Raw genomic sequence first — 20143 nt, forward strand, 5'->3', positions numbered from 1 at the left:
CTGCCCGAAAAAATCAGTCAGTGCTACTGACTCTCCTGAATTTCTTTCAGGTTGTCCAGGCCGGTTTGCAGATCGTCACCGATAATTTTTTCAAAATCCATAAACAAAAACATCAGGTTCATGGGGTAATCCATATGGCCGCTAAAGCCCCATTTGACCTTGGTTTGGTTACCGGAAACATCTTCGGTGATCATATAGGCGGGCTCGGTTGCCTCAAAGGGTTTAAGGAACCTTAATTCAAAGTCGATGCGGTGACCGTCTTGTATGGCGACGATTTCCTGCTCTCCCGTGCCCACTTCCTCGTGTTGAGAGTCCCAGGCGGAAACAAAACCGACTTCCCCGTCAATGCCCCGATAGCTCTTGGTCATATTGGGGTCGATATTGGCCCACTTGCTAAACTCATTTTGGTTCTTCAGGAAACGAATATAGTTAAACACCTGATCCTTAGGTTTATTAATCACCACTTCCCTTTCAACGTCGTAACTGGTTTTCACAAATATCGCCATGACCAGAGGAATGGCAATGATAGTGACTATTACTAACGCGATTTTTTTTAACATAAGAAATTCAACCTGTTATTGTTTTGCTCTAGTGTGGCCTAATAAGATTAAATTTTCAATTGCCAGGTTTGCAACATATCCCCGATAGTGACACTGCCCGTAAAGCAGTTAATAAAAAGCCAGCAATTTAACATTACTGGCTTAAGTGCTTTTTCGGGCTACAGGGCGAAGCTATTGGTAAACTTGCTGCCCGTTAAAACCCGGGACAGTATTTTTAATTGATGATGCCGCAAGAAGGACCTTGGGTAACCTTATAATAAGACGTTACGGTTCCTGAAACATCGCCAGAACCGCCACGACACAGATTCATAATCCTTTCGCCGACAACCTGAGAATAACTGGCGTCTGAGTAATAGGTAACTGTAAGCCAATAGCTTGCATATACATGAGAAGCATACGAAAATGATAAAGCTGCTACCGCTATAGCTGCGGCTTTTTTTAATACTGTTTTCATAAATAAATCCTTTCATTGTTACTAAATTAACCAGGGACAGAAAACAAAAGGTTAATTTTCTTAGTCAATTTTGCTACTGCACCCCTCCCTGAAAATTAACAATAATACAACAGTTTTTTATTGTAAAGCTTACATTTTTTTGTTTTTAAAACTGATGCTTGATCGGCTTATTCAGAAAACAATTTAAAAGCCAGCTGATGCTGCAAAACACAGCTGCGCTTGAAAGCCTTACCGGGCGGTCGATTTGCAACCATTAACCTGCCCCGCTTGCATGGAATTTAAACAATTCATTGCATACATACCAGCGAGTATGTAAAATCCTGGTTAAATAAACATTCTTTGTGGTATGTATAATGTCAAAGCAAAAAAATCCAGGTAAGCGTTACCTAACTGCCTTCCCGGCCCGAACATTCAGGCTAAGAAACTATCTCTTGTGTATGCTCTTAAGCTGCACCGCTTTTAGCTCAGTTGCAACATCGCAAGTCAATCGCCAGCCGGTACGGGCGGTTGCAGTAGAAACGGGTACTGTCTATGACTGGGCTTTCAGTGAAGGGGTCGCACAGGGCATTCGCCGTGAATACCTGAGCTTTGAAAAAGGCGGCAAAATCACCTTTATCGCCAGTGATGATAACCAGATCCCGCTGCGCGCCGGTAGCCGGGTTTATGGCCCTAAAGCCGGGGAGAAATTCGGCCAGTTGCTTGCCCGGGTTGACGAAAGGGCCGATATCGAATCGGTCCGTGAATTCGAAGCGGCTTTAAATGCTGCCCGCCTGCGCATTGCCCAGGCGGACTCCCAATTGAAACAGGTGGAAAATAACCTGCAGCTGGCCAAAAACAGCTTTGCCCGTAACGAGTCGGTCTGGAAAAAAAAGCTGATCCCAAAAGAAAAATATGAGGCTTCCCGTACCGAACTGTTAAATGCCAAAGAATCGTTAACCACTGCCAAAGCCGAATTGGCAACGGCCAAAAGCCAGGAGAAATCGGCCCTTGCCCAGCTGAATCAGGCCAAGGTTGCTCTTGAAAAAACCAGCATTTTTGCTCCTTTTGACGGGGTACTGCGTAAGGTCAACGTACGCCAGGGGGATTACTGGGGCGGTCCGGCGGCAGCCACCAGTGACCGCCAGCGGGAAGCCTCATCTGCCATGGTAGTGGTTGATACCAGGGAGTATGAAGTAACCCTTAATGTCCCTTATTATGCCGGTGACAAGTTACAGGAAAACCAGGCGGTATTTCTTAGCTGGAGCCCGGCCAAACTGCTGGCGGCGGCGAAAAGCGGCTTTAGCGGCGATCAGGTGACCCAGGGGGTTGTCTATTCCGTCAGCCCCAGTATTAATCTGGAACAAAGGGCGATAGAAGTGAAAGTACACACCCGCTCGGGTGCCGGATTATTAAAAGACGGTATGCATGTGACCGCCTGGATCATGGTGGCTAAAAAAGAAAATGTCACCCTGGTGCCCAACAGCGCCATCGTGACCCGCAATAATAAACCTTTTGTTTATGCGGTAACCGAGCAGAGCAAAGCCGAGCTGGTGGCAGTACAAACCGGTATCGAGGACTTAAACCAGGTAGAAATCACCCGGGGCCTTAGCGCCGGCATGCAGGTGATCACCGAAGGCAAACATAAAGTGGTGAACGGCAGCGATGTACGCCTGGTGCAGGAGTCCTTAAATGAATAAGTCTTCATTTGCCTATAAGCTGTTTGTCGAAAAAGTTATTTCCTCCTTATTATTGGGGGTCTTGCTGCTGGGCGGCGTACTGGCCTATAACGCCATGCTGAAAGAAAACAACCCGGATCTGGAAATCCCCCAGGCGCTTATCACGGTGGAATGGCCGGGGGCCGCCGCAGAGCAAATAGAAAAAGAAGTCACCAAGCCGCTAGAAGATGTGCTCAACGGTTTAAAGGGGTTGAAAAAGCTGCAAAGCGGCTCGCAATATTCTTTTGCCATCATTGCGGTAGAGTTTAATACCGATATTTCTATTTCCGATGCCATGGTACAGCTGCGCGCCAAAGTCGATGAAGGTCAGGCGGAATTCCCGCAGGCGGTCAAGAAACCGCTGATAGAGCAGGTTTCCGTTAATGACTCGCCGGTGATCGAATATATGCTCTACGGCGACCTTGACGACTATGCTTTTAGCCAGGTAGTAAAACGCATCGAAAAACGGCTGGAAGCGCAATCCGGCGTAAAAAAAGTTGAAAAAGGCGGCTATCGTGAAACCAGCGTACATGTGCGTCTGCTGCCCCACAGGTTACAGTCGCTGCGTATCTCCCCCAATATTGTGCACCAGCGCATTGAAGAAGCCAACCAGGATATGAGCTGGGGCGAATTTGACAACAGCGAAACCATTATCCAGCTGTACCTGGCGGGCCGCTTTGACAGTATTGAAAAATTACGGGCCTTACCGGTCTACCGTATGGGCGATAACCGGGTGGTGCGCCTGGAAGAAGTTGCTCTGGTATATAAGGGACTGGACAAGGTAAAGTCGGAAACCTACTTTTCCCAGCATGGCTCCCAGTTCACCCAGGGGGTGTCCCTTGGCGTGAAAAAGCGCCCCGGGGTCGATACCATTACCCTGATCAATGAAGTTAAAACCCTGATGGCACAGTTTGAGCAACAAAGTTTCTGGCCGCAGGGGCTTAAGGCCGCCGTCATCAGCGATGAAAGCGAGATCATCGAAGAGTCATTTAACAAAGTTTTCAACAATATCTGGCAGGCGATGCTGGCGGTGTTTATTATCTTAATGGTTCTGCTGACCTGGCGCGAAGCCCTGATTGCCGGGCTGGCAATTCCGCTGACCTTCCTCGGGGTACTGCTGGTGCTGGGTATGCTGGGTTATACTCTAAATACTATGGTGATCATCGGCATGGTGCTGGCGCTGGGTATGCTGGTGGATGTTTTTATCCTGGTGATGGAAGGCATGCATGATCACCTTTATGAGAAAAAAATGTCTTTTGCCGATGCCGCCATGGCAACGGTAAAAACCTATGCCATGCCGGCATTTTCCGGCCAGCTTACCACTATTTTGGCGATGGCGCCTATGATGGCTATCGGCGGCATCGACGGCAAGTTTATCCGTTTGATCCCGATCACTGCTGTCCTGTGCCTGATCTTCAGCTATATCATTGCCTTTGTGATCTGTATTTCCCTGTCGCAATTTTTATTGAAAAATACCGACAATGCCGGCCCCGGCCAGGTTGACCGTTTTGCCAGACTGGCCGGCGGCAAGCTGCGCGCCTGGCTGCTGAAAAATGCCCTGCAAAGCCGTAAACAGGCACTAAGCTGGCTGATGGCGGTGCTGGGAGTCTGGCTGGTGTCCATCTATTTGTTTACCACCCTGCCCTCCCTGCTCTATCCCAAGGCGGATGGCCGTAACCTGGCGATCACCATAGAGCTGGCGCCGGATGCCCCGCTGGAGAAAAGCCGTGAAGTGGCCAAACTCGCCGGTGACTATCTCAGGCAGCAGCCCTTTTTTGAAAATGTTGCCATGTACGTGGGGAAAAAGAGCCCGCGCGCCGTCGGCTCCATCACCGAACAGCTCTCCCTTAACGAAAGCCCTAACCTGATAGGTTTTTCTGCCTTGTTTGTACCAAAAGGCGAGCGGAACAAGTTGGGTTATCAATATGTTGAAAGCTTAAGGCAGGGGCTGGAGCAAACCTTGTATCATGTGCCCGGGATCACGGTTTTGTTTAAACCCGAAGTGGGCGGCTCCAGCAGCGACGACCCCCTGCAGCTGGTGTTGCAGGGAGCTGACATGGAAACCCTGAGCGAAATCGCCCGGCAGGTAGAGCACGAGTTGAGCGCTATCAAAGGAGTCACCGATGTCCGTAACAATCTGGGCCCGTGGAAAAGCCAGGTCAGGGTGATTGCCGATGCCGAAGCATTAAACTTCCACGGCATCACAGAGCAGGACTTTGCCAGCCAGTTGCGTCTTGCCACAGAAGCCGATGAATACGGTAAGTTCAAGATTGCCGGGGTTGAGGACGATTTAAAAATTCGTTTAAGCACTTATTGGGAAAGCCGGGGCGGCGAGATAGGCGGCCCGAGATCTATGGCGGAGATCAGCCTGATCAATATTTTCAGTCCGCAGGGACACCTGGTACCGGGAGGCAACCTGGCGGATTATGAATTAAGTGAAACGCCGCCGGTTTTTACCCATAACAAAACCCAACGCTCAATTACGGTAAAAGGCAAACTCGAAGGCATTACCGTCGGCGAGGTCATCCAACGCCTGCAACCCAGCATGGAAACCTTCGAACAAAGCTGGCCCCAGGGTTATAGCTATCACTTTGCCGGTGAGGCACAAAGTTCGGAAGAAACCTACGGTGCTGCCGGTATGGTGTTTGCTGTTGCCATCTTTATGGTGTTTGCCGTGCTTACCCTGGCGCTGAACTCCTTTAAACTGCCGCTGGTGGTACTGATCACTATACCTTTGGCGCTGATCGGTACCTTTACCGGCTTCTGGCTGTTCGGCATCGCATTTTCCTTCCCGGCCATGATAGGTTTGATCGCCCTGGTGGGCATAGTGGTCAACAATGCCATTGTGATGGTGGATACCATGAACAATCATCTGGATGACGGCAAACCCCTGGTGGAAGCCTGCGCCAGTGGCGCGGCAGACAGGCTAAGGCCTATTTTAGGCACTACGGTTACCACTATGGTCGGGCTTATTCCGCTGGCCTATAGCGATCCCATCTGGTTTCCCCTGTGTATGGCGATCATCTTTGGCCTGCTGGCATCAACCGTGGTGGCCATGATTGTCATTCCGACAATGTATATGTTAGTCTCGCACCAGCAGCAAACCGGGCCGGCTTAACGCCTGCCCCCGACAATACAAATTATGGCCAGAAAAACCAAAGAAGAAGCAGAACGTACCCGTAAAACCCTGATCCACGCCGCCTTAATGCATTTCAGCGAGCATGGTGTTGCCCACACCACGCTCAATGATATTTCCAAGGCGGCCGGAGTCACTAAGGGGGCGTTTTACTGGCACTTTAAAAACAAGCTGGAAATTTTTGAAGCCATAGTCGAGGCATATTCACAGCCCCTGGACGAAAAAGCCACCAATATGCTCGAGCAGGCGGAGGAGCCCCTGAGCGGGTTGTTTCAATCGCTGGCGTATTACGCCAGCGAAGTGGAGAAATCCCCCGAATTAATCGCTTTGTTTACCGTGTCGTTTTACAAATGCGAATATACCCGGGAGTTGACCCCTTTGCTCAAATTTGACCAGCAAGAAGTGGCCAAAACCAAGGACATTATCACCACGGCATTAAAAAAGTTACCGGATAACGGCTGGCAGAATAATCAAGAGGGTAATCCTGAACTTATAGCGACTATAGCCATAGACGCGGTGACGGGGACTTTAATGCGCTGGTGCCGGGACAGACAAGGCAGCCTATCCGGGCAAATTCTTGATGCCGCTAAAATAGTGTTATCCGGCAGCGGTATCCGCCCGGCCCTGCTGGAGCAAGCCGCAGCTTCGATTAATCCGGCTTAATAATAAGTGCAGATATCTTCTTTTTTGTTGGTCAGTGTTTTAACAAAGCACTTACCATGACTTTGTATTTAAGCCAGCCAACCGGCTCTGAAGGAAACCCCCGTAAGGACAAACAGCACCGAAAAAAGGGTTACCGGGATAATATGCAGCGCCATATCAAGCAGGTTGTCTGGTGATAGTTTCGGGATCACCCTGAACCTGGCGTCCAACGCGAACATGACCGTCAGCGCCAGCAAGCTTAATTTGACGGCAATGCCATGGGCCACCGGGTTAGACATATCAAACCATAAACCGACATCGGGCAGCAGGTGATGTGCCAGCATCAGGCCTGTTACGACCTGGATGATCAGCGCCGGCATGCCGATTTTTTCATAGGCGGATTCAAAGTCTAACAGCCGCTCCGGCGAGCGCTGTTTGAGCACCTTAGGCAAGATCACCATCGACAGTACGATATGTCCCCCGGTCCAAATTGTGGCCGCCAGCAAATGTAGCGCAAGTAAAAAACCGTACATTAGTTAATCCTTCCTGAATCTTGTTGGTTGTATAAATGTCGGCAGAGATGCTTGACTGCTTTCATCTGCCTGTTGCCGGTACCTAGCTGGATTACCAATATTGCGCCGGACTGAGTGATGCTGCACATTGAACCTTACCTTTGATATTTTTGAGTGCATCTTTTTTTAATTCCAGCGCCATCCAGGCCTGGGGATAGGCCAGCTCATAAGGCGGGCTGATGCCGTGGCCCGCCGCAAAACCGGTACGTGAATAATATTTGGGATCTCCGAGCACCAGCACAAACTCGCCACGGCGCGTTTTAAGGATATCTAGCCCCCGGCGAATAAGGGCCGAGCCTATGCCGCGACCCTGCTGATTGCTCAGTACCGCAAGCGGGGCAAGGATATAACCCTGGTGTTTATCTGCTCCTTCAACCGATACTGATGAAAAAAGAATATGGCCGACAATGTCGCCGTCTTGCTCTGCAACTAAAGAAAGCAGGGGCAAGGCGGTTTCATCTTCCAGCAGTTCAAGAGCCAGTTTCGCTACCGCTTCTGCTTCCTCTTCGGCAAATGTATCCCGGTGAAGCTGGAAAATATCCTGCTTATCTTGCTCGGTTGATGCTCTTATGTTCATGCACTTTCCTACAGACAGTAACTGTCGGTTTTTATTGTGCTACCAGTATGGATAATCCTGACAACCATAGAAGTTGTGCGCCATAACCTAATCTTTGATGGGTGCCGGGATTAGTCTGTTTTTTAATCGCTTTTGCCAGGGTAACGGTGAAATAGACGGCTATAAGCAAACAGGCCAGGGAAAATAATTTGAAATAGAGAGTAAAGCTTGACTCGAACAGGGCTAAAACCGGGGCAATGTAGAGGGACAGTAACATGATAAAACCTGCCCAAGAATGTATTTTACAAGCCGTTGTTGGATTTTTGGTGTAGGGATCTGCGTCCATAGGAAAAAAACCGGCGACTAGGGTCCCTAACCCATGGACAATAACCAAAGCCCCTATCGCCATCAGCAATATCGAATGAGTACCCGATGCAATCAAGTCGTAACCAAAAAGACAAAATAACACCGCCAGAGGATAATTATTGATGAGCGGCGAAAATTTTTCTGTCGGGCTGCCGACTGCGCCCAACTCGCTGCAAAATTGTTTTGCATGGTTATAACCCTGATAGCGCTTTGCAGCAATAAAAACACCGAACACTATCCAAACAGATGCCAACAGGCCGCAATAGCCATAAAAACTTTCGCTCACACAAGACTCCTTTTTGAAAACAAATATGGCAGGGTGCAGCCTGGCCAGATTCTTTTGACTGGGATTGAAACGCCAGTGGTATATTATTTCCCTTTTAGGGTTTGTTTTTCAAGATATTATCAACAAAATGATAAGGTTATTGGCATAACTGTCCCCACCTGTACATTTGCTGATTCAAGTTTGTCCGTGCCAGCCAAAATAACAATATCGAAGCTATAAAACTGCTGTACCTGTTTTAAGGCACAGCAGCTTTGCTTAAGGCTTTTTAACTAAGCCCGGATTTAGTTTTCGGCAGACAGGTTTGCTTCCGCCTGTTCAGGTGTGATAACCAGCTCTGCCTGATTGACAACAATACTGAGCTTTTGCCCGACCGGGAAACCGGCCAGGCGCAGCCATTTTCCCCTGAGTATCACACAGGGCTCAAGCTTGACCGGCACATAGTTGATGCCTATGCCGCGGGTTTTTGTCGCCGTGTTGCAAACCGTTTCCTGTACGGTAAGTTGCCGATAAATGGGATATTTTACTTTTGCCGAGGCGGGCTCTGGCGTATGATGACATTTAGCCATGACTTACTCCGTGTAGTTTGTTGTGGTTAGCGACCTCTGGGTGTGGAGGCACTCAGGGGTTGCGACTTAAGTTACTACTTTTGCTTGGTAGTAACGCCTGTTATTGCCGCTGTTCCTTGGTGGAACAGCTGCAATAAATGCTCTCCTTTAAGACTGGGATAGCATTATTAAGGAAAGACCAATTCAGGGGGAAATCAATAGTGAATTGGTCTTTTTTTGAGGATAAATTTGAACCGTTGTTTTCCTGGCAAATCCTGTTAAAAAGGGGATTAGTCGCCCTACTCTTTTCATCACCGGGAGCTATTGTTGGGGAGTTGAAGTAGCGGCAAATTCAATCATGGCTCCGCGCCGGGCAAGAAGTAGTCCCAGAGCGGTAAATCCAGGCTAAAAAAAGCCGGTCAGCGCTTAACTGACCGGCATTACAGCCAAAGCTGTGGTTTATTGCAGTAGTTTATTGCAACACAAGTAGCGGTTTAGAACATACAAAACTTCTTAGAAGGAATAGGGAATTTAACCTTAACACCTAACAAACTAAATGATTTATTCAGACCCGGTGTTGAAAAGCAGCCATTTGCATCCAGGTTACCGGTGATCGTATCCAAATGATCTGTTTTACAGGTTTTCCTGCCTTTACCGGCAACCTTAACTTTCGCACAGAACTCCACTTTCAGCTGAGTTTCGTGTTTTGCGGCAGCATTGCTACCATTGACTTCGCCGCGGTATTTACCGTCACCGTATATTTTAAAGGTTTTCCATTTGATAAGGCCGCCGCCGCCGAGCGATAAGTTGCCGGTGCTTAAGCCGTTTTTAGCGATGTAGTTACTAAACTTTTGTGCGAAGTGCGTCCCGGACGCATAGTTTAAATCCCCCATGACAAATCTGTGCGCTTTGTTGCCATATTTCATCGCGGCATTGTTAACGGTTAACCCGGCTTCTTTTAATTCTACCGTAGCTTCTTCTACCCTGCCGTCAACCAGGTGTATTGTTTGATGTGCTTCTGACGATAAAGTATCGACGGCGGTTGCACTGGTATTGCCGATAACGTCAATGGCATTTCCGGCAACATTGACTATGCCGGAAACGGGGATCAATGAGTTATCAACGGCCTGGCACAAATCAAAAGAGGCACTGCCCAGGTTGTGGCCTGCGATGTTGACGTTAATGCCGGTGTCTATGGTGGCGTTACACGAGTGCTCACTTGCTTCCAGTGTAAAGCCAATATCAGAGCCTTTGTAGCCAAAGTGGCCATCCATGGTAAAACCGTCTTTCACACCCGGCGTCTTGTAGTTCATGCTTTGTGAACCTTTTAAGAGAAAACCGTGATGGGAAAGGTCTGCTTTAAAGAAACTGTCGTAGCTGGAAAGGCCGTTGTCGTCGATATCCATATGACCGTAGATCTGCACATCAGGTGTTTGAAGACCTTTGAGCAGTTTTTTTATCCAGTTTCCGGCAATGCCGCCTTCAAGCGGATCGACGCTATTTGCCCAAAATGAGAATGACTTTTGCGCGCTGTTAAAGTTGACAGAGCCTTTTCCCAGGTTCATTGAAAAGCCAATGCCCGAGACATCACCGAGATCTACTTCCAAGGTGCCGTTGCCGGCAACCTGGGTATCTGAAGCCAGCTCTGTCAGTTTCTTGGATACTTTGTCGTTAAAACCTTGTCCGCCGCCCAGGCCATCATCGTTTTGGTCAAAGTCAACGTTGAATAGGCCATCGACAGAAATGGGGTACGGGGTAAATTTAACCTTACCGCCAAGCACTAAATGTCCGTCTTGATTGAATTTTTGCGAATCAAAGTTATCGCTGACTTCCCAGTGCTGACCGTTGAAGCTAGCCCCCTGCCAGCTGTTGCCATCCCATAAAGGATAATCGGCGTCAAATCCCAGGCGGCCGTGATAAGAAAGCCCTTGTGAGGTAAGCTGCACCGGGCTGGAGCTTAACGCACCTTTGGTAAATAAGTTGGTTTCAAAATAATAAAGCGGATCTTTCCAGTCTAAAACAAATTTAAAGCTGGCGGAGTTGCTACCGACCGAAGCTTCGATTGAGTCGGTTAACGCCATCTTGCCGCCGTCGGTATAAGATAAATCGAAAAAGGCCATGATGCGGTTGTCGGGTAAGCCAACTTTAACCTTGGCATAATCGTTTAAGATTGCGCCCTTGGCCACGGCAAAAGCAAAGCGGCTGCCGCTCATATTGTCGGTCAGCAAGTTGGCGCCGTCGAAACCCAGGTTAGGAATTTCCCGTAATTCACCGAAGAATTCACCGTTGTCAGAGATAATGACCTGGTAGCTATTGACGGTAAACCCTATGATCCCTTCTAAATCTCCGGCAACCGGCGAAAACTGCACCGAACCTTCGCATTGGTAATAGGCATTATGGCTGCTGTATTGATCTGAGATATCCAGCCAGCCATTGAAACAGGTAACATCCGCCTTAAAATTGTCAAGCTGGTAACGCATGGTATCGCCGGTTTGGCTCAGCGAGTTCGATGCTGCCGAGGTCAGAGTCTGTGACATCGCATTTTTTAAATCGGTTGACGGTAATTGATAGGCCGGCGCCGCAGCGGCTGAAAAAGAGCCGGCTGCCAGGGACAGGGCAACAGCCGCTGGCAAGGGATGCTTACGAACAAGTTTATACATAGATATTTCCTTAATGTGTATTTATCTGAATCGTTCATCTGTTAAAGCGAAAGAACTTTGCAGATCCCTTCAAAAAAAATGAAAAAACTTTTCAGCCGGTGAAATTTTGCACTTTCGCGGGCGTTTCGCGCGATATGATGAAATTTAATCGGCTATTTGCCCTTCTTAATCGGTTTAGGCAATTTAATCGCTCATCCGGAGCTGATATACTACTGCCCTGTTTAACGGAATATGTTTTTTATGACTCAGGATGTCACTACCCTCATCACACAAACACTCCACCACTGGCGATATGGCAATCAAGCCGCCAAGCTGGAGCTGGATGACTTAATCGTTCAGGAATTGCACCGGCTGGCGCGGGCCTATATGGCCAGGGAAAATACATCCCATACGCTACAGGCAACAGCGCTGGTAAATGAAGTTTTTTTGCGTCTGGCGCAAGTGGATGTCGATTGGCAAGATAAAAAGCACTTTATGGCCATTGCCGCTAAAACCATGCGCCGTATTCTGGTCGACCATGCCAAGCGCAAGAATGCCCAAAAGCGAGTTTCCTTGCAGGATCAGATGACTTTCGATGAAGATTCATTGCCCCATCACCAGGCGACGGAAGAGCTGATTGTTCTGGATGATTTATTACATAAACTCACCGCTTTCGACGAGCGGGCGTGCAATATGCTGGAGTTGTCAATTTTTGGCGGCTTGACCCATCCCGAAGTGGCCGACGTGACCGGGTTTTCGCTATCGACGGTGGAAAGGGAAATCCGGGTGGCGCAGGCCTGGTTAAGGTGCCAGCACTAGTCTCGCTGTGACCCGGAACATATCGACCAACCCCCTATCAACAATAAATAACAAGATTAACAATACATGGACAGTCATCACTGGAAAAAGATCAAGCAGCACTTCGAGCAAATTATTGAATTGCCCCTGGAACAACAAATAGCAGCGCTGGATGCTTTGGATGAACCGCTATTGGTGAAGTCTGAAGTGAAAAAATTGCTGGATGCAGAAGCGGCACAAGGCAATCAGCCGGGTTTGCGGACCCTGGTGCTTAAAAATGCCCATCAATTATTAAACAGCCAACTTGAACTTGCTGCCGGTGATCGTATCGGCCGTTATTTGATCACCGAAGTGATTGGTGAAGGCGGCATGGGGGTCGTATATAAAGCCTGCCGTGACGATGAACAGTTTGAGCATCAGGTAGCGATCAAACTCTCGCGGCAAAAGCTGACCTATTCCAATGTCTTACAACAGCACTACGAACAGAATATTCTTGCGCAACTGAAACATCCCCATATTGCCCACATTTATGATGCCGGTACTACCGCCGATGACCATGCCTTCATTGTGATGGAGCTTATCGAAGGGGTTGATCTTATTACTTATGCCAATGAAAATCGCTTGTCGATCAGTAAGCGGCTGCAGCTGTTTATCAAGGTTGCCAATACCATACAATATGCCCATCAAAAAGGTATTGTGCATCGCGACATTAAACCCCAGAATATATTGATCACCCAGGTAAATGGCCAGGGTGAGCCGAAGATCATCGATTTTGGCATTGCCGAGCATTTTCAACTATCGGATCCCGGCGAAGTAAAAAATGCCCGTTCACCTCAGGCCATCCTGGGCACCCCTGCTTATATGAGTCCGGAGCAATTGCAGGGAGATGAAAAGGCCGATGTCCGCTCAGATATTTATGCCCTGGGGTTGCTGTTGTGCGAGTTAATGACCGGCTCACAGCCCTTCGCCCGTGAAGGACTTACCCTGGATGAACTGCTGCGGCAAAAGCAAAGCGATACTTTCGCCTTTGCCGGGTCTGTTTTAGCTGCAGAAGCCTTACTAGCGGTAGCGGATGAGCGCCGGTTAACGGCAAAAAGGTTCAAAGCGCAATTGAATCACGAGTTTGAAGCCTTGATTTTAAAAGCCACCGAGCTTGACCCGGATCTCAGGTATGCCTCTGTGGAAGCCTTTGTCGGTGATATTGAGCGATGGCAAAATAACTATCCCTTGTTGGCAGTCCCGGGTGACAGGCGTTACTTCTTTAAGAAATACCTGCAACGTAATCGCTGGCCGGTGGCTATTTCGCTGAGCGTTTTTTTGAGCCTGGTATCGGCGGCGGCGATCAGCTCCTGGTCTTTATATAAAGAATCGCAAGCGCTACAGCTGGCTGAGAATGAATTGGCAAAGAGTAATGCCATTAACCGTTTTATTACCGATATCTTAGCTTCTGCGGATCCGAGAAAAGGCAGCATGAACCTCAAGGTGGTCGATTTATTGGACCGCGCCGAAGAAAAGCTTGATGACTTTAATCATAATGAACAGGATATCAAGGCAAGCTTGTTATTTACCCTGGGACGTTCCCGCTCCGGATTGGGTCAGCGGGAAAAGGCATTGGAAAACCTGAATCAGGCAATAACGATAAAATCACAGTATCTTGAAAGAAGTGCTTTGGAAATGATCCGGCTTTATACCGAACTCGGCGAAGTTACTCGCCATACAAATCCGGATAAAGCACTGGAAATTTTTACCGAAAACTTGTCTATTGCTCAAATGCATTTAGGGCCCGGGCATACTGAAACCTTGAGTCTGATAAATAATGTAGCGACCAGAAAATTTGTCAAGGGACGAAAAAATAAAGACAAGACACTGATGGCAAGCGCTATTAAAGATATGAAAGCGCTGCTGGCGCTGAGAGAGCAGGTATTGGGATTAAAGCATCCCGAGACCTCACATTCGCGCAACAACCTGGCCACTTTTTACCAGGGGATAGGTGATTTGCAAAGCGGATTGTCTTTATATTTAAAAAACTTAGCTATCCAAAAAGAAGTGTTTGGCATTGAGAATTATTATACTTTGGGCACTATGCGCTCCATAGCGCTTACTTATATGAGGACTAAGAACTTTGATAAAGCAGAAAGTGTATTAAGACCATGCTTTGAAGGGTTTATGAAAATACAAGCTGCCGATGCCTATACCACCCTTGAGGCGGGTATCATGCTGATCGAATCTTTGCTGTTCTCTGGCAAGACAGAAGAAGCAAAGGGTTATGCGCTACGAATGAAATCGGCTTATCTGGATGGCAAACTTAAGGAAAGTAACATCTATATGGAGCAGGTATCCATCGATCTTTTTGCCGAACTTTTTGGCGCGCCGGTTTTGTTGCAGGGATGATCGCTAGCTGTTTTGGTACGAATATGCACTCAGGGTTTGAGATTTTTGGCTCTATCAGCGCTAATAAGCCAGCTTTCACTTTAAAACGGCTTATCTCCGGACGGGACATGATGACAAAAAAGGCTTCAGCGCAAAACTGAAGCCTTGTATTAAAACAAAACAAGCTATCGCTTATAGCGGGTTGCCGTCTTTGTCTTCGGCGTCAAGCTGATTGCCGTCCGGGCCGCCGTCTCTTGGCGGGATCAAGGCATTGATTTCATTGCTGCCGGCCATGGCGCTTTTATCTGTCAGCGAGTGCAGGAAGGCAGCAAGGTAGGCGACTTCCTGTTCGGTAAAGTTCGGGGTCGGGGCATCTATGGTGCCATCGGTTTCACTTCTCGCCAGGACATACTCTTTACCGCCACCGACTACGCTTTGACACGCTTCATCGGACAAGTGCTGGAACTGCGGCAGATCACAGGTTTCATTATTTTCATAATAATCAACCAGCGACTGGTGGGTATTGGAATAATGTTCAATCACCCGCTCCAGGGTAGGAAATACGCCTTTGTCGCCATAAGGGGCGGTAAGGCCAATATTTAACAGGCTCGGCATTCTAAATTGCTCCTGGTTGTTGCCATCACCCACAGCATTAGCGCCTATTTGCGGATAAAGCGGCGGACGGGTTCTGTCCGGGGTAAAAAAGGCGCCGTCATGACAGTTGGAGCAGCCTGCGCCGGTATAGAAGAATAACGCGCCGCGTTTTTCATCTTCCGTTAAGCTGTTATGGTTACCGCCAACATAATCGAAGAAGGGATTGTCGATAAATAAGAAGGAAGCTTCATAAGCGGCTAGCGCCCGGGCGGTGCGCATAAAGGTAACCTCTTCGCTGCCATATACTTGGTTAAATTCATCTTTCCAGTCGGTGGTGAGCTTAGTGGCGATATGGTTTCTATAAGACTGGGGGGAGTCAAAGCCTGTGGTATCGCCCATTTCTTCTGCCGCGGTAACCGGAAAATGCGCCTGGGCGATCAGCAGCCTTAACGGGTCGGTATTATCCACTTCTGCTGCCATACTTCGGGTGACATCGCGTTCGGGGGTTCTGATCTCTTTCGTTGAAACCTGGCCGACAGGATCGGTGCGGAAACCTTCTAATACGATGCGCTGATCCCAAAACATACTGTGAACCCAAAGCGCCGAATTACAAATTTGCGGTGAATGACGACCTACCAAAGGTACGGTATTGCCATCGGCCCGGCCCGGGCCTAGCAGGTCCGGATTGTCGGCATCAACCCCTATCGGTAATGACAAGCCGTCGCTGCCACAGCCTATTGCCGGATGGTGACAGGACGAACAGGAGGTATCATTGTTCTGGCTTAAGGACTTACTGTGGAAAAGGCGCATGCCGAGATTGACCAGGGCCGGGTCTTCCTGACGCCTTAAGCGGGCGACAAAGGCCCTGATATCTTCAACACCTTCTTGCAAGGCGAAAGCCTCTATCACCTTGTCTAAACAGCTATCCAGGTTTTCTGCCGGTACAGCGGCAATGGTCCTGACACCACAAACATCCCGCAGGTTTAAATTTACCAGGGTGATCACCGAGCCGTTATTTAAGCCGTCGTTATCATCGCTGACCAGGGTTTTTGCCGTATCGCTGTTTGACGGCTCCCCCGGGGCGCTTTGCTCGTCGGTGCCGACGATGTAATAGCTATAACTGCTATTGGCGCTTAACTCGCTATCGATAAAACGCGTCTCCTGGGTGACGGCGATTTGTTCGCCGTTTCTGAAAATCAGGTATTCCTTCACGGTAGCGCTGTCTTGCGGTGCTTGCCACGACAAGCCGATTTCACTGGCTGAAAGGGCGTTTACGATCAATTGTTGTGGCTGGATATCGGTTTCAGCATGTGCCTCCTTGGCTGTTATCAGCAGAAAAAGCGATAAAAAACTGAAGGGGTAGATAATATTGTTCCTGAGTTTTAAGTAAATGTTCATAGGTTGCTTTCCTTAAATATATGGTGCTTGGCAAGGGTGCCGAACGGCCTTATATGTGTTGATGTCTATCATGCAAAATACTCAAGGTCTGCTTGATGAGCATTGTGATATCAATTTTTATGGGGGGCTAAGACAAGAATATCATTGAAATATGCAGTGAATGTGCAGAAAGGAAATTTGTATGGTTTTTCTTAAAAAAACTTATAAATCATATGGATGTATTGTATCCGCAAAGTGATAGAAAACGGGAGCCAGCTCCTGAAAGTTTCGGTTAACATGGCTGTATGTACCTTCCGAAATATTGTCGTACTCGCCGCCCAAATTAAGTGCTTAAAAAAGCTCACATGCTATCAAATAATAGACGGATGCCTGCTTTACTTCCCTGAGTTGCCAAAAACGAATCTATTTATTTGAACTTTAGAGATTTTCTTCTACCTTTAAGAGAATTCTAAGGATTACGGCCAGCAGGCGGTAAATTTCTCTCCTAGCGACCAGGGATACATCATGGATGAAGGTCTGTCTCTACTCTCACGGCGCCATTATATAAAAATGGTGATCGGGTGTTTTATTTATCCTTCCCGTCAGTCAATTACCCGTAGCAGATATCTGCTCCCCCGGCAGCGAAAAAAGCTTACGCCCGGGGTATACCTTGCAGGCCGCTACTATGGCAGCCGGTGATGACAGTACGGACAATACGTTGATAAAAACAAAGTTAAATGGCATGTCTTATCCGCCGGCAGTCATGCCGCAAGCAGTATAAGCTGGCGTTCAATTTAAATTAAGGTACATATTATGGCAACACAAGTTATGAAATATCACGTGCTGATGTATGGCAGTCCCAACGGCTATCAAACGAATCGGGCGCAGATTGCATTGTATGACAGTAGTGGTAATACTGTAGCCTTTGTCAGGTTCAATGATCCTGAGATGAAGTTTGAGGAAGACTCTGAAAGCGGCGGCAGGATCAAAATGCATTTGCCTTCAAGCATGTTTGAAGGGGTGCTGGATGTCCTGCGTAATGAAAAACCGGTATATGTATATTATGCGCAGGGACGAGGGTTCTTATCAACCTCTACCGAACCTGTGGGTGAAGGCGAATAATAACAGTTAACCGCCGTTTTTATCGGGCGTGACAGTATGTTAGCCTCTTATCGGCTTGATGTGGCACACTGCCCTGCTCTTGATAAAGCACAGTCACCTTATTGTAAAACCGTACGGCTGTAATGGGTGACCGTGCTTTTATTCTTTTATGTACAGGCGTTATCTTGAGACAAGGTAAAGCATTAATTAGGCAAGCCTTTTTACCAAGTCGTCAATAGCCTGATAGGCATCGTTAAGCGATTTTTGATGTCGCTCATCGGCAAACTCCTGATATTCTGATTTAATCTCATAGAAGGTTTCTACGCCTAAATACTTGCTTAGGGTTTCAACATGCGGGCCTAAGTGGTTCATTTTTTCTCTGATCCCGCCAGCTTCAAAGCCAAACTCGCCGCTGGAAGAAATAAGAATCAGTTTTTTACCAGCCATAGTCGGCGCCAGAGGAAAGTCACCCCTGGCCAAATCAAAGGTAAAGGTTTTATTGATACGTACCACTTGATCGAACCAGGCTTTGAGTACCGCCGGCATGCCGTAGTTATACATGGGAGAAGAGATCACGATAATGTCAGCCTGAGCAACTTCATCAATTAAGGTGTCGGATAAAGTTAACAGCGCTTTTTGTGCTTCACTGCGTTTTTCATCCGGGGTAAATACCGCAGCAATCCAGTCCTGGCTGATAAACTCGGGTGGGTTTAGTCCTAAATCTCTATAGATAACTTTATCTTCATCATTTAAGGTGAGCCAGTTATCGGTAAAATGCGCTGCCAGGCTTTTTGAAATTGAGTTGTAGTCTTGAACTTTGTTATCCGTTCTTCTTGCACTAGTGTCTAAATGTAATACTGTTGCCATGTTGATTCCAGTTGTCTGTTTGAGCAATTTATGGCGCTATTGTGCTGGTTCTGCTTATTATTGACAAACGAGCAATACTAGCTTATAGGTGAGAAAAAGTTATCTATGATGTTTGAATATGTATGCCCAACTCCCCCCGTTAAACAGCATCAGAGTGTTTGATGCCGCGGCCAGACTAGGAAGCTTTAAAAAAGCGGCTGAAGAACTTCATGTCACGCCGACAGCTGTTTCACATCAAATCAAAGCACTTGAAGAAGCGCTCGGTACTTTATTGTTCGTGCGCAAAACCCGGGCGATTCAGTTAACCCGAGACGGCAAACTGCTAGCCGAAACGGCATATAGCGTTTTACAACAGTTGACCAACACCGTCAGTGAAATTGCAAAGGCTAAAAACAGTATTACCGTCAGTACTACCTCTTCTTTTGCTGCCATGTGGCTGGTGCCCAATTTAGGTAAATTTAATCAATTGCACCCAAGTATTGAAGTTGCCGTAAAAACAGGCGAGCAAGTTGATGATTTAGATAAGGATAGAAGTATTGATCTGGCTATCAGGTATGGCGTTTATGATGACACCTTAGCAAACGCATCCTGTCTGGTTACTGAAAAAGTAGGCATGTATGCCACCCCAAGTTATGTTGAAAGTATTGCCGATGGACAAGTGGCAAATCTTTTGGAAGCAAGGTGGCAAAATAGCAATCTTCCCCAATTCACTTGGCATGCCTTACTTAAAGGATCACCGAGGGACAAAAGTCGCTACAAGGTATCGCAATTTTCCCAAGAGCATCACATTATTCAGGCGGCCCTGGCAGGTCAAGGTATTGCCTTGGTGAGTACGCTTCTTGTTAAAAATGCGCTGGCGCAAGGCTGGTTAACACAATATAACTACGTGGAAAAGGCTCAGCAACAGCAAGGCTTAAGCTATTATTTGTTGGTACCTGAGCACAATACTCACAGTCACAGTATTGTAAAATTTAAGCATTGGCTGTTGGAAGCGCTAAGGTAACGGCCAGTTGCCAATCATATGAATTAACCGGCTAAAGGCTCGCCGTGATAAATATGCGGGCCGGGACTGTCCTTGCCTAAGATGTCGTTAGGATTGGCAAGTTTGCAGTTTTTCATCGACAAACAGCCGCAGCCGATACAGGTATCCAAATTGTCCCTAAGGTCTGTCAGTTGGTTGATTCTGTCATTGAGTTGTTGCCGCCAGCTGCTCGACAATCTTTCCCAGTCTTTGACCGACACCGTTTTATCATTCGGTATGGTGCTTAACGCCTCTTTTATTTCCCTCAGCTGAATACCCGCCTGCTGGGCAATGCGGATCACCGAGATTTTACGCAAAATATCCCGGTGAAACCTGCGGTGGTTGGCACTGTCCCGGTAAGAGGAAATCAGCCCTTTGCTCTCATAAAAATGAATGGTTGATACCGCAACCCCGGCACGACTGGCGACTTCGCCTACCGAAAGCTCTTTTGTTAATGTCATAAAAATCTCAACACAAATGTAAAATAAGTTATTGACCTCAAGTATAGTTGAGGTCATATGCTGTCGGCAACTTTTCAGGATTAACCCAGATTTACAGGTGAATA

General features: G+C 47.7%; 17 protein-coding genes. 7 read left to right on the forward strand and 10 right to left on the reverse strand.

Features of this window, described 5'->3' with window-relative positions; genetic code table 11:
* Positions 1–23: 23 nt before the first annotated feature.
* Both SG35_RS29940 and SG35_RS29945 read right to left on the reverse strand, forming a co-directional pair.
* Positions 24–560: an SRPBCC family protein gene (locus SG35_RS29940; protein ID WP_044835598.1), complete on the reverse strand. Its 537-nt coding sequence runs from the start codon at positions 558–560 to the stop codon at positions 24–26.
* Between the two features lie 214 nt (positions 561–774).
* A complete protein-coding gene (locus SG35_RS29945) occupies positions 775–1014 on the reverse strand; it encodes a DUF6289 family protein (RefSeq protein WP_044835599.1) in 240 nt (79 codons plus the stop codon).
* A gap of 437 nt (positions 1015–1451) precedes the next feature.
* On the opposite strand from SG35_RS29945, the gene SG35_RS29950 reads away from it, so the two are divergent.
* Genes SG35_RS29950 through SG35_RS29960 form a run of 3 tightly spaced genes read left to right on the forward strand, consistent with a single transcriptional unit; the run spans position 1452 to position 6507 of the window.
* Entirely contained in the window at positions 1452–2690 is a 1239-nt protein-coding gene (locus SG35_RS29950; protein WP_044835600.1) for an efflux RND transporter periplasmic adaptor subunit, read from the forward strand.
* Positions 2683–5826, forward strand: coding sequence for an efflux RND transporter permease subunit (locus SG35_RS29955; protein WP_044835601.1), 3144 nt, complete (start codon positions 2683–2685; stop codon positions 5824–5826). Before SG35_RS29950 ends, SG35_RS29955 begins: the two co-directional genes overlap by 8 nt.
* Before the next feature lie 24 nt (positions 5827–5850).
* Complete coding sequence (locus SG35_RS29960) at positions 5851–6507, forward strand: TetR family transcriptional regulator (RefSeq protein WP_053043397.1); 657 nt, start codon at positions 5851–5853, stop codon at positions 6505–6507.
* 68 nt (positions 6508–6575) lie between these two features.
* Here SG35_RS29960 and SG35_RS29965 read toward each other — a convergent pair whose 3' ends face one another.
* The 5 genes from SG35_RS29965 to SG35_RS29985 all read right to left on the reverse strand — a co-directional run bounded on the left by SG35_RS29965 (position 6576) and on the right by SG35_RS29985 (position 11471).
* A complete protein-coding gene (locus tag SG35_RS29965; RefSeq protein WP_044835602.1) occupies positions 6576–7019 on the reverse strand; it encodes a CopD family protein in 444 nt (147 codons plus the stop codon).
* A gap of 91 nt (positions 7020–7110) precedes the next feature.
* Complete coding sequence (locus SG35_RS29970) at positions 7111–7635, reverse strand: GNAT family N-acetyltransferase (protein WP_044835603.1); 525 nt, start codon at positions 7633–7635, stop codon at positions 7111–7113.
* Between the two features lie 31 nt (positions 7636–7666).
* Positions 7667–8266 carry a DUF998 domain-containing protein gene (locus SG35_RS29975; RefSeq protein WP_044835604.1) on the reverse strand — a complete coding sequence of 200 codons (600 nt, stop codon included), beginning with the start codon at positions 8264–8266 and terminating at the stop codon, positions 7667–7669.
* Positions 8267–8547: 281 nt separating this feature from the next.
* The gene (locus tag SG35_RS29980; protein ID WP_044835605.1) at positions 8548–8832 is read right to left on the reverse strand and encodes a SymE family type I addiction module toxin; all 285 of its coding nucleotides are present in this window, start codon (positions 8830–8832) and stop codon (positions 8548–8550) included.
* Positions 8833–9305: 473 nt separating this feature from the next.
* The gene (locus SG35_RS29985) at positions 9306–11471 is read right to left on the reverse strand and encodes a hypothetical protein (RefSeq protein ID WP_044835607.1); all 2166 of its coding nucleotides are present in this window, start codon (positions 11469–11471) and stop codon (positions 9306–9308) included.
* 231 nt (positions 11472–11702) lie between these two features.
* On the opposite strand from SG35_RS29985, the gene SG35_RS29990 reads away from it, so the two are divergent.
* Positions 11703–12269, forward strand: coding sequence for an ECF-type sigma factor (locus SG35_RS29990; protein WP_084692975.1), 567 nt, complete (start codon positions 11703–11705; stop codon positions 12267–12269).
* Positions 12270–12335: 66 nt separating this feature from the next.
* Positions 12336–14639 (forward strand): serine/threonine-protein kinase, encoded by a 2304-nt coding sequence (locus tag SG35_RS29995; RefSeq protein ID WP_044835608.1) that lies wholly within the window; start codon positions 12336–12338, stop codon positions 14637–14639.
* 171 nt (positions 14640–14810) lie between these two features.
* Here the strand turns inward: SG35_RS29995 and SG35_RS30000 are convergent, their stop codons facing one another.
* Positions 14811–16610, reverse strand: a complete 1800-nt coding sequence (locus SG35_RS30000; RefSeq protein ID WP_053043398.1) for a cytochrome-c peroxidase — start codon at positions 16608–16610, stop codon at positions 14811–14813.
* 792 nt (positions 16611–17402) lie between these two features.
* Here SG35_RS30000 and SG35_RS30005 point away from each other — a divergent pair.
* Complete coding sequence (locus tag SG35_RS30005; protein WP_044835609.1) at positions 17403–17711, forward strand: hypothetical protein; 309 nt, start codon at positions 17403–17405, stop codon at positions 17709–17711.
* A 186-nt stretch (positions 17712–17897) separates the two neighbouring features.
* Here the strand turns inward: SG35_RS30005 and SG35_RS30010 are convergent, their stop codons facing one another.
* Complete coding sequence (locus tag SG35_RS30010; protein ID WP_044835610.1) at positions 17898–18557, reverse strand: FMN-dependent NADH-azoreductase; 660 nt, start codon at positions 18555–18557, stop codon at positions 17898–17900.
* A gap of 118 nt (positions 18558–18675) precedes the next feature.
* Between SG35_RS30010 and SG35_RS30015 the strand changes: the two genes are divergently transcribed.
* Entirely contained in the window at positions 18676–19560 is an 885-nt protein-coding gene (locus SG35_RS30015) for a LysR family transcriptional regulator (RefSeq protein ID WP_044835611.1), read from the forward strand.
* 23 nt (positions 19561–19583) lie between these two features.
* Here the strand turns inward: SG35_RS30015 and soxR are convergent, their stop codons facing one another.
* Positions 19584–20039: a redox-sensitive transcriptional activator SoxR gene (gene soxR / locus SG35_RS30020; protein ID WP_044835674.1), complete on the reverse strand. Its 456-nt coding sequence runs from the start codon at positions 20037–20039 to the stop codon at positions 19584–19586.
* Between the last annotated feature and the right edge of the window lie 104 nt (positions 20040–20143).

Source organism: Thalassomonas actiniarum, from assembly GCF_000948975.2.
Lineage (GTDB): Bacteria > Pseudomonadota > Gammaproteobacteria > Enterobacterales > Alteromonadaceae > Thalassomonas > Thalassomonas actiniarum.

Excerpts from the sequence above, each read along its gene's own strand:
- SG35_RS29940 (WP_044835598.1), bottom strand. The coding sequence starts at position 560 with ATGTTAAAAAAAATCGCGTTAGTAATAGTCACTATCATTGCCATTCCT.
- SG35_RS29945 (WP_044835599.1), bottom strand. The coding sequence starts at position 1,014 with ATGAAAACAGTATTAAAAAAAGCCGCAGCTATAGCGGTAGCAGCTTTA.
- SG35_RS29950 (WP_044835600.1), top strand. The coding sequence starts at position 1,452 with ATGCTCTTAAGCTGCACCGCTTTTAGCTCAGTTGCAACATCGCAAGTC.
- SG35_RS29955 (WP_044835601.1), top strand. The coding sequence starts at position 2,683 with ATGAATAAGTCTTCATTTGCCTATAAGCTGTTTGTCGAAAAAGTTATT.
- SG35_RS29960 (WP_053043397.1), top strand. The coding sequence starts at position 5,851 with ATGGCCAGAAAAACCAAAGAAGAAGCAGAACGTACCCGTAAAACCCTG.
- SG35_RS29965 (WP_044835602.1), bottom strand. The coding sequence starts at position 7,019 with ATGTACGGTTTTTTACTTGCGCTACATTTGCTGGCGGCCACAATTTGG.
- SG35_RS29970 (WP_044835603.1), bottom strand. The coding sequence starts at position 7,635 with ATGAACATAAGAGCATCAACCGAGCAAGATAAGCAGGATATTTTCCAG.
- SG35_RS29980 (WP_044835605.1), bottom strand. The coding sequence starts at position 8,832 with ATGGCTAAATGTCATCATACGCCAGAGCCCGCCTCGGCAAAAGTAAAA.
- SG35_RS29985 (WP_044835607.1), bottom strand. The coding sequence starts at position 11,471 with ATGTATAAACTTGTTCGTAAGCATCCCTTGCCAGCGGCTGTTGCCCTG.
- SG35_RS29990 (WP_084692975.1), top strand. The coding sequence starts at position 11,703 with ATGTTTTTTATGACTCAGGATGTCACTACCCTCATCACACAAACACTC.
- SG35_RS29995 (WP_044835608.1), top strand. The coding sequence starts at position 12,336 with ATGGACAGTCATCACTGGAAAAAGATCAAGCAGCACTTCGAGCAAATT.
- SG35_RS30000 (WP_053043398.1), bottom strand. The coding sequence starts at position 16,610 with ATGAACATTTACTTAAAACTCAGGAACAATATTATCTACCCCTTCAGT.
- SG35_RS30005 (WP_044835609.1), top strand. The coding sequence starts at position 17,403 with ATGGCAACACAAGTTATGAAATATCACGTGCTGATGTATGGCAGTCCC.
- SG35_RS30010 (WP_044835610.1), bottom strand. The coding sequence starts at position 18,557 with ATGGCAACAGTATTACATTTAGACACTAGTGCAAGAAGAACGGATAAC.
- SG35_RS30015 (WP_044835611.1), top strand. The coding sequence starts at position 18,676 with ATGTATGCCCAACTCCCCCCGTTAAACAGCATCAGAGTGTTTGATGCC.
- soxR (WP_044835674.1), bottom strand. The coding sequence starts at position 20,039 with ATGACATTAACAAAAGAGCTTTCGGTAGGCGAAGTCGCCAGTCGTGCC.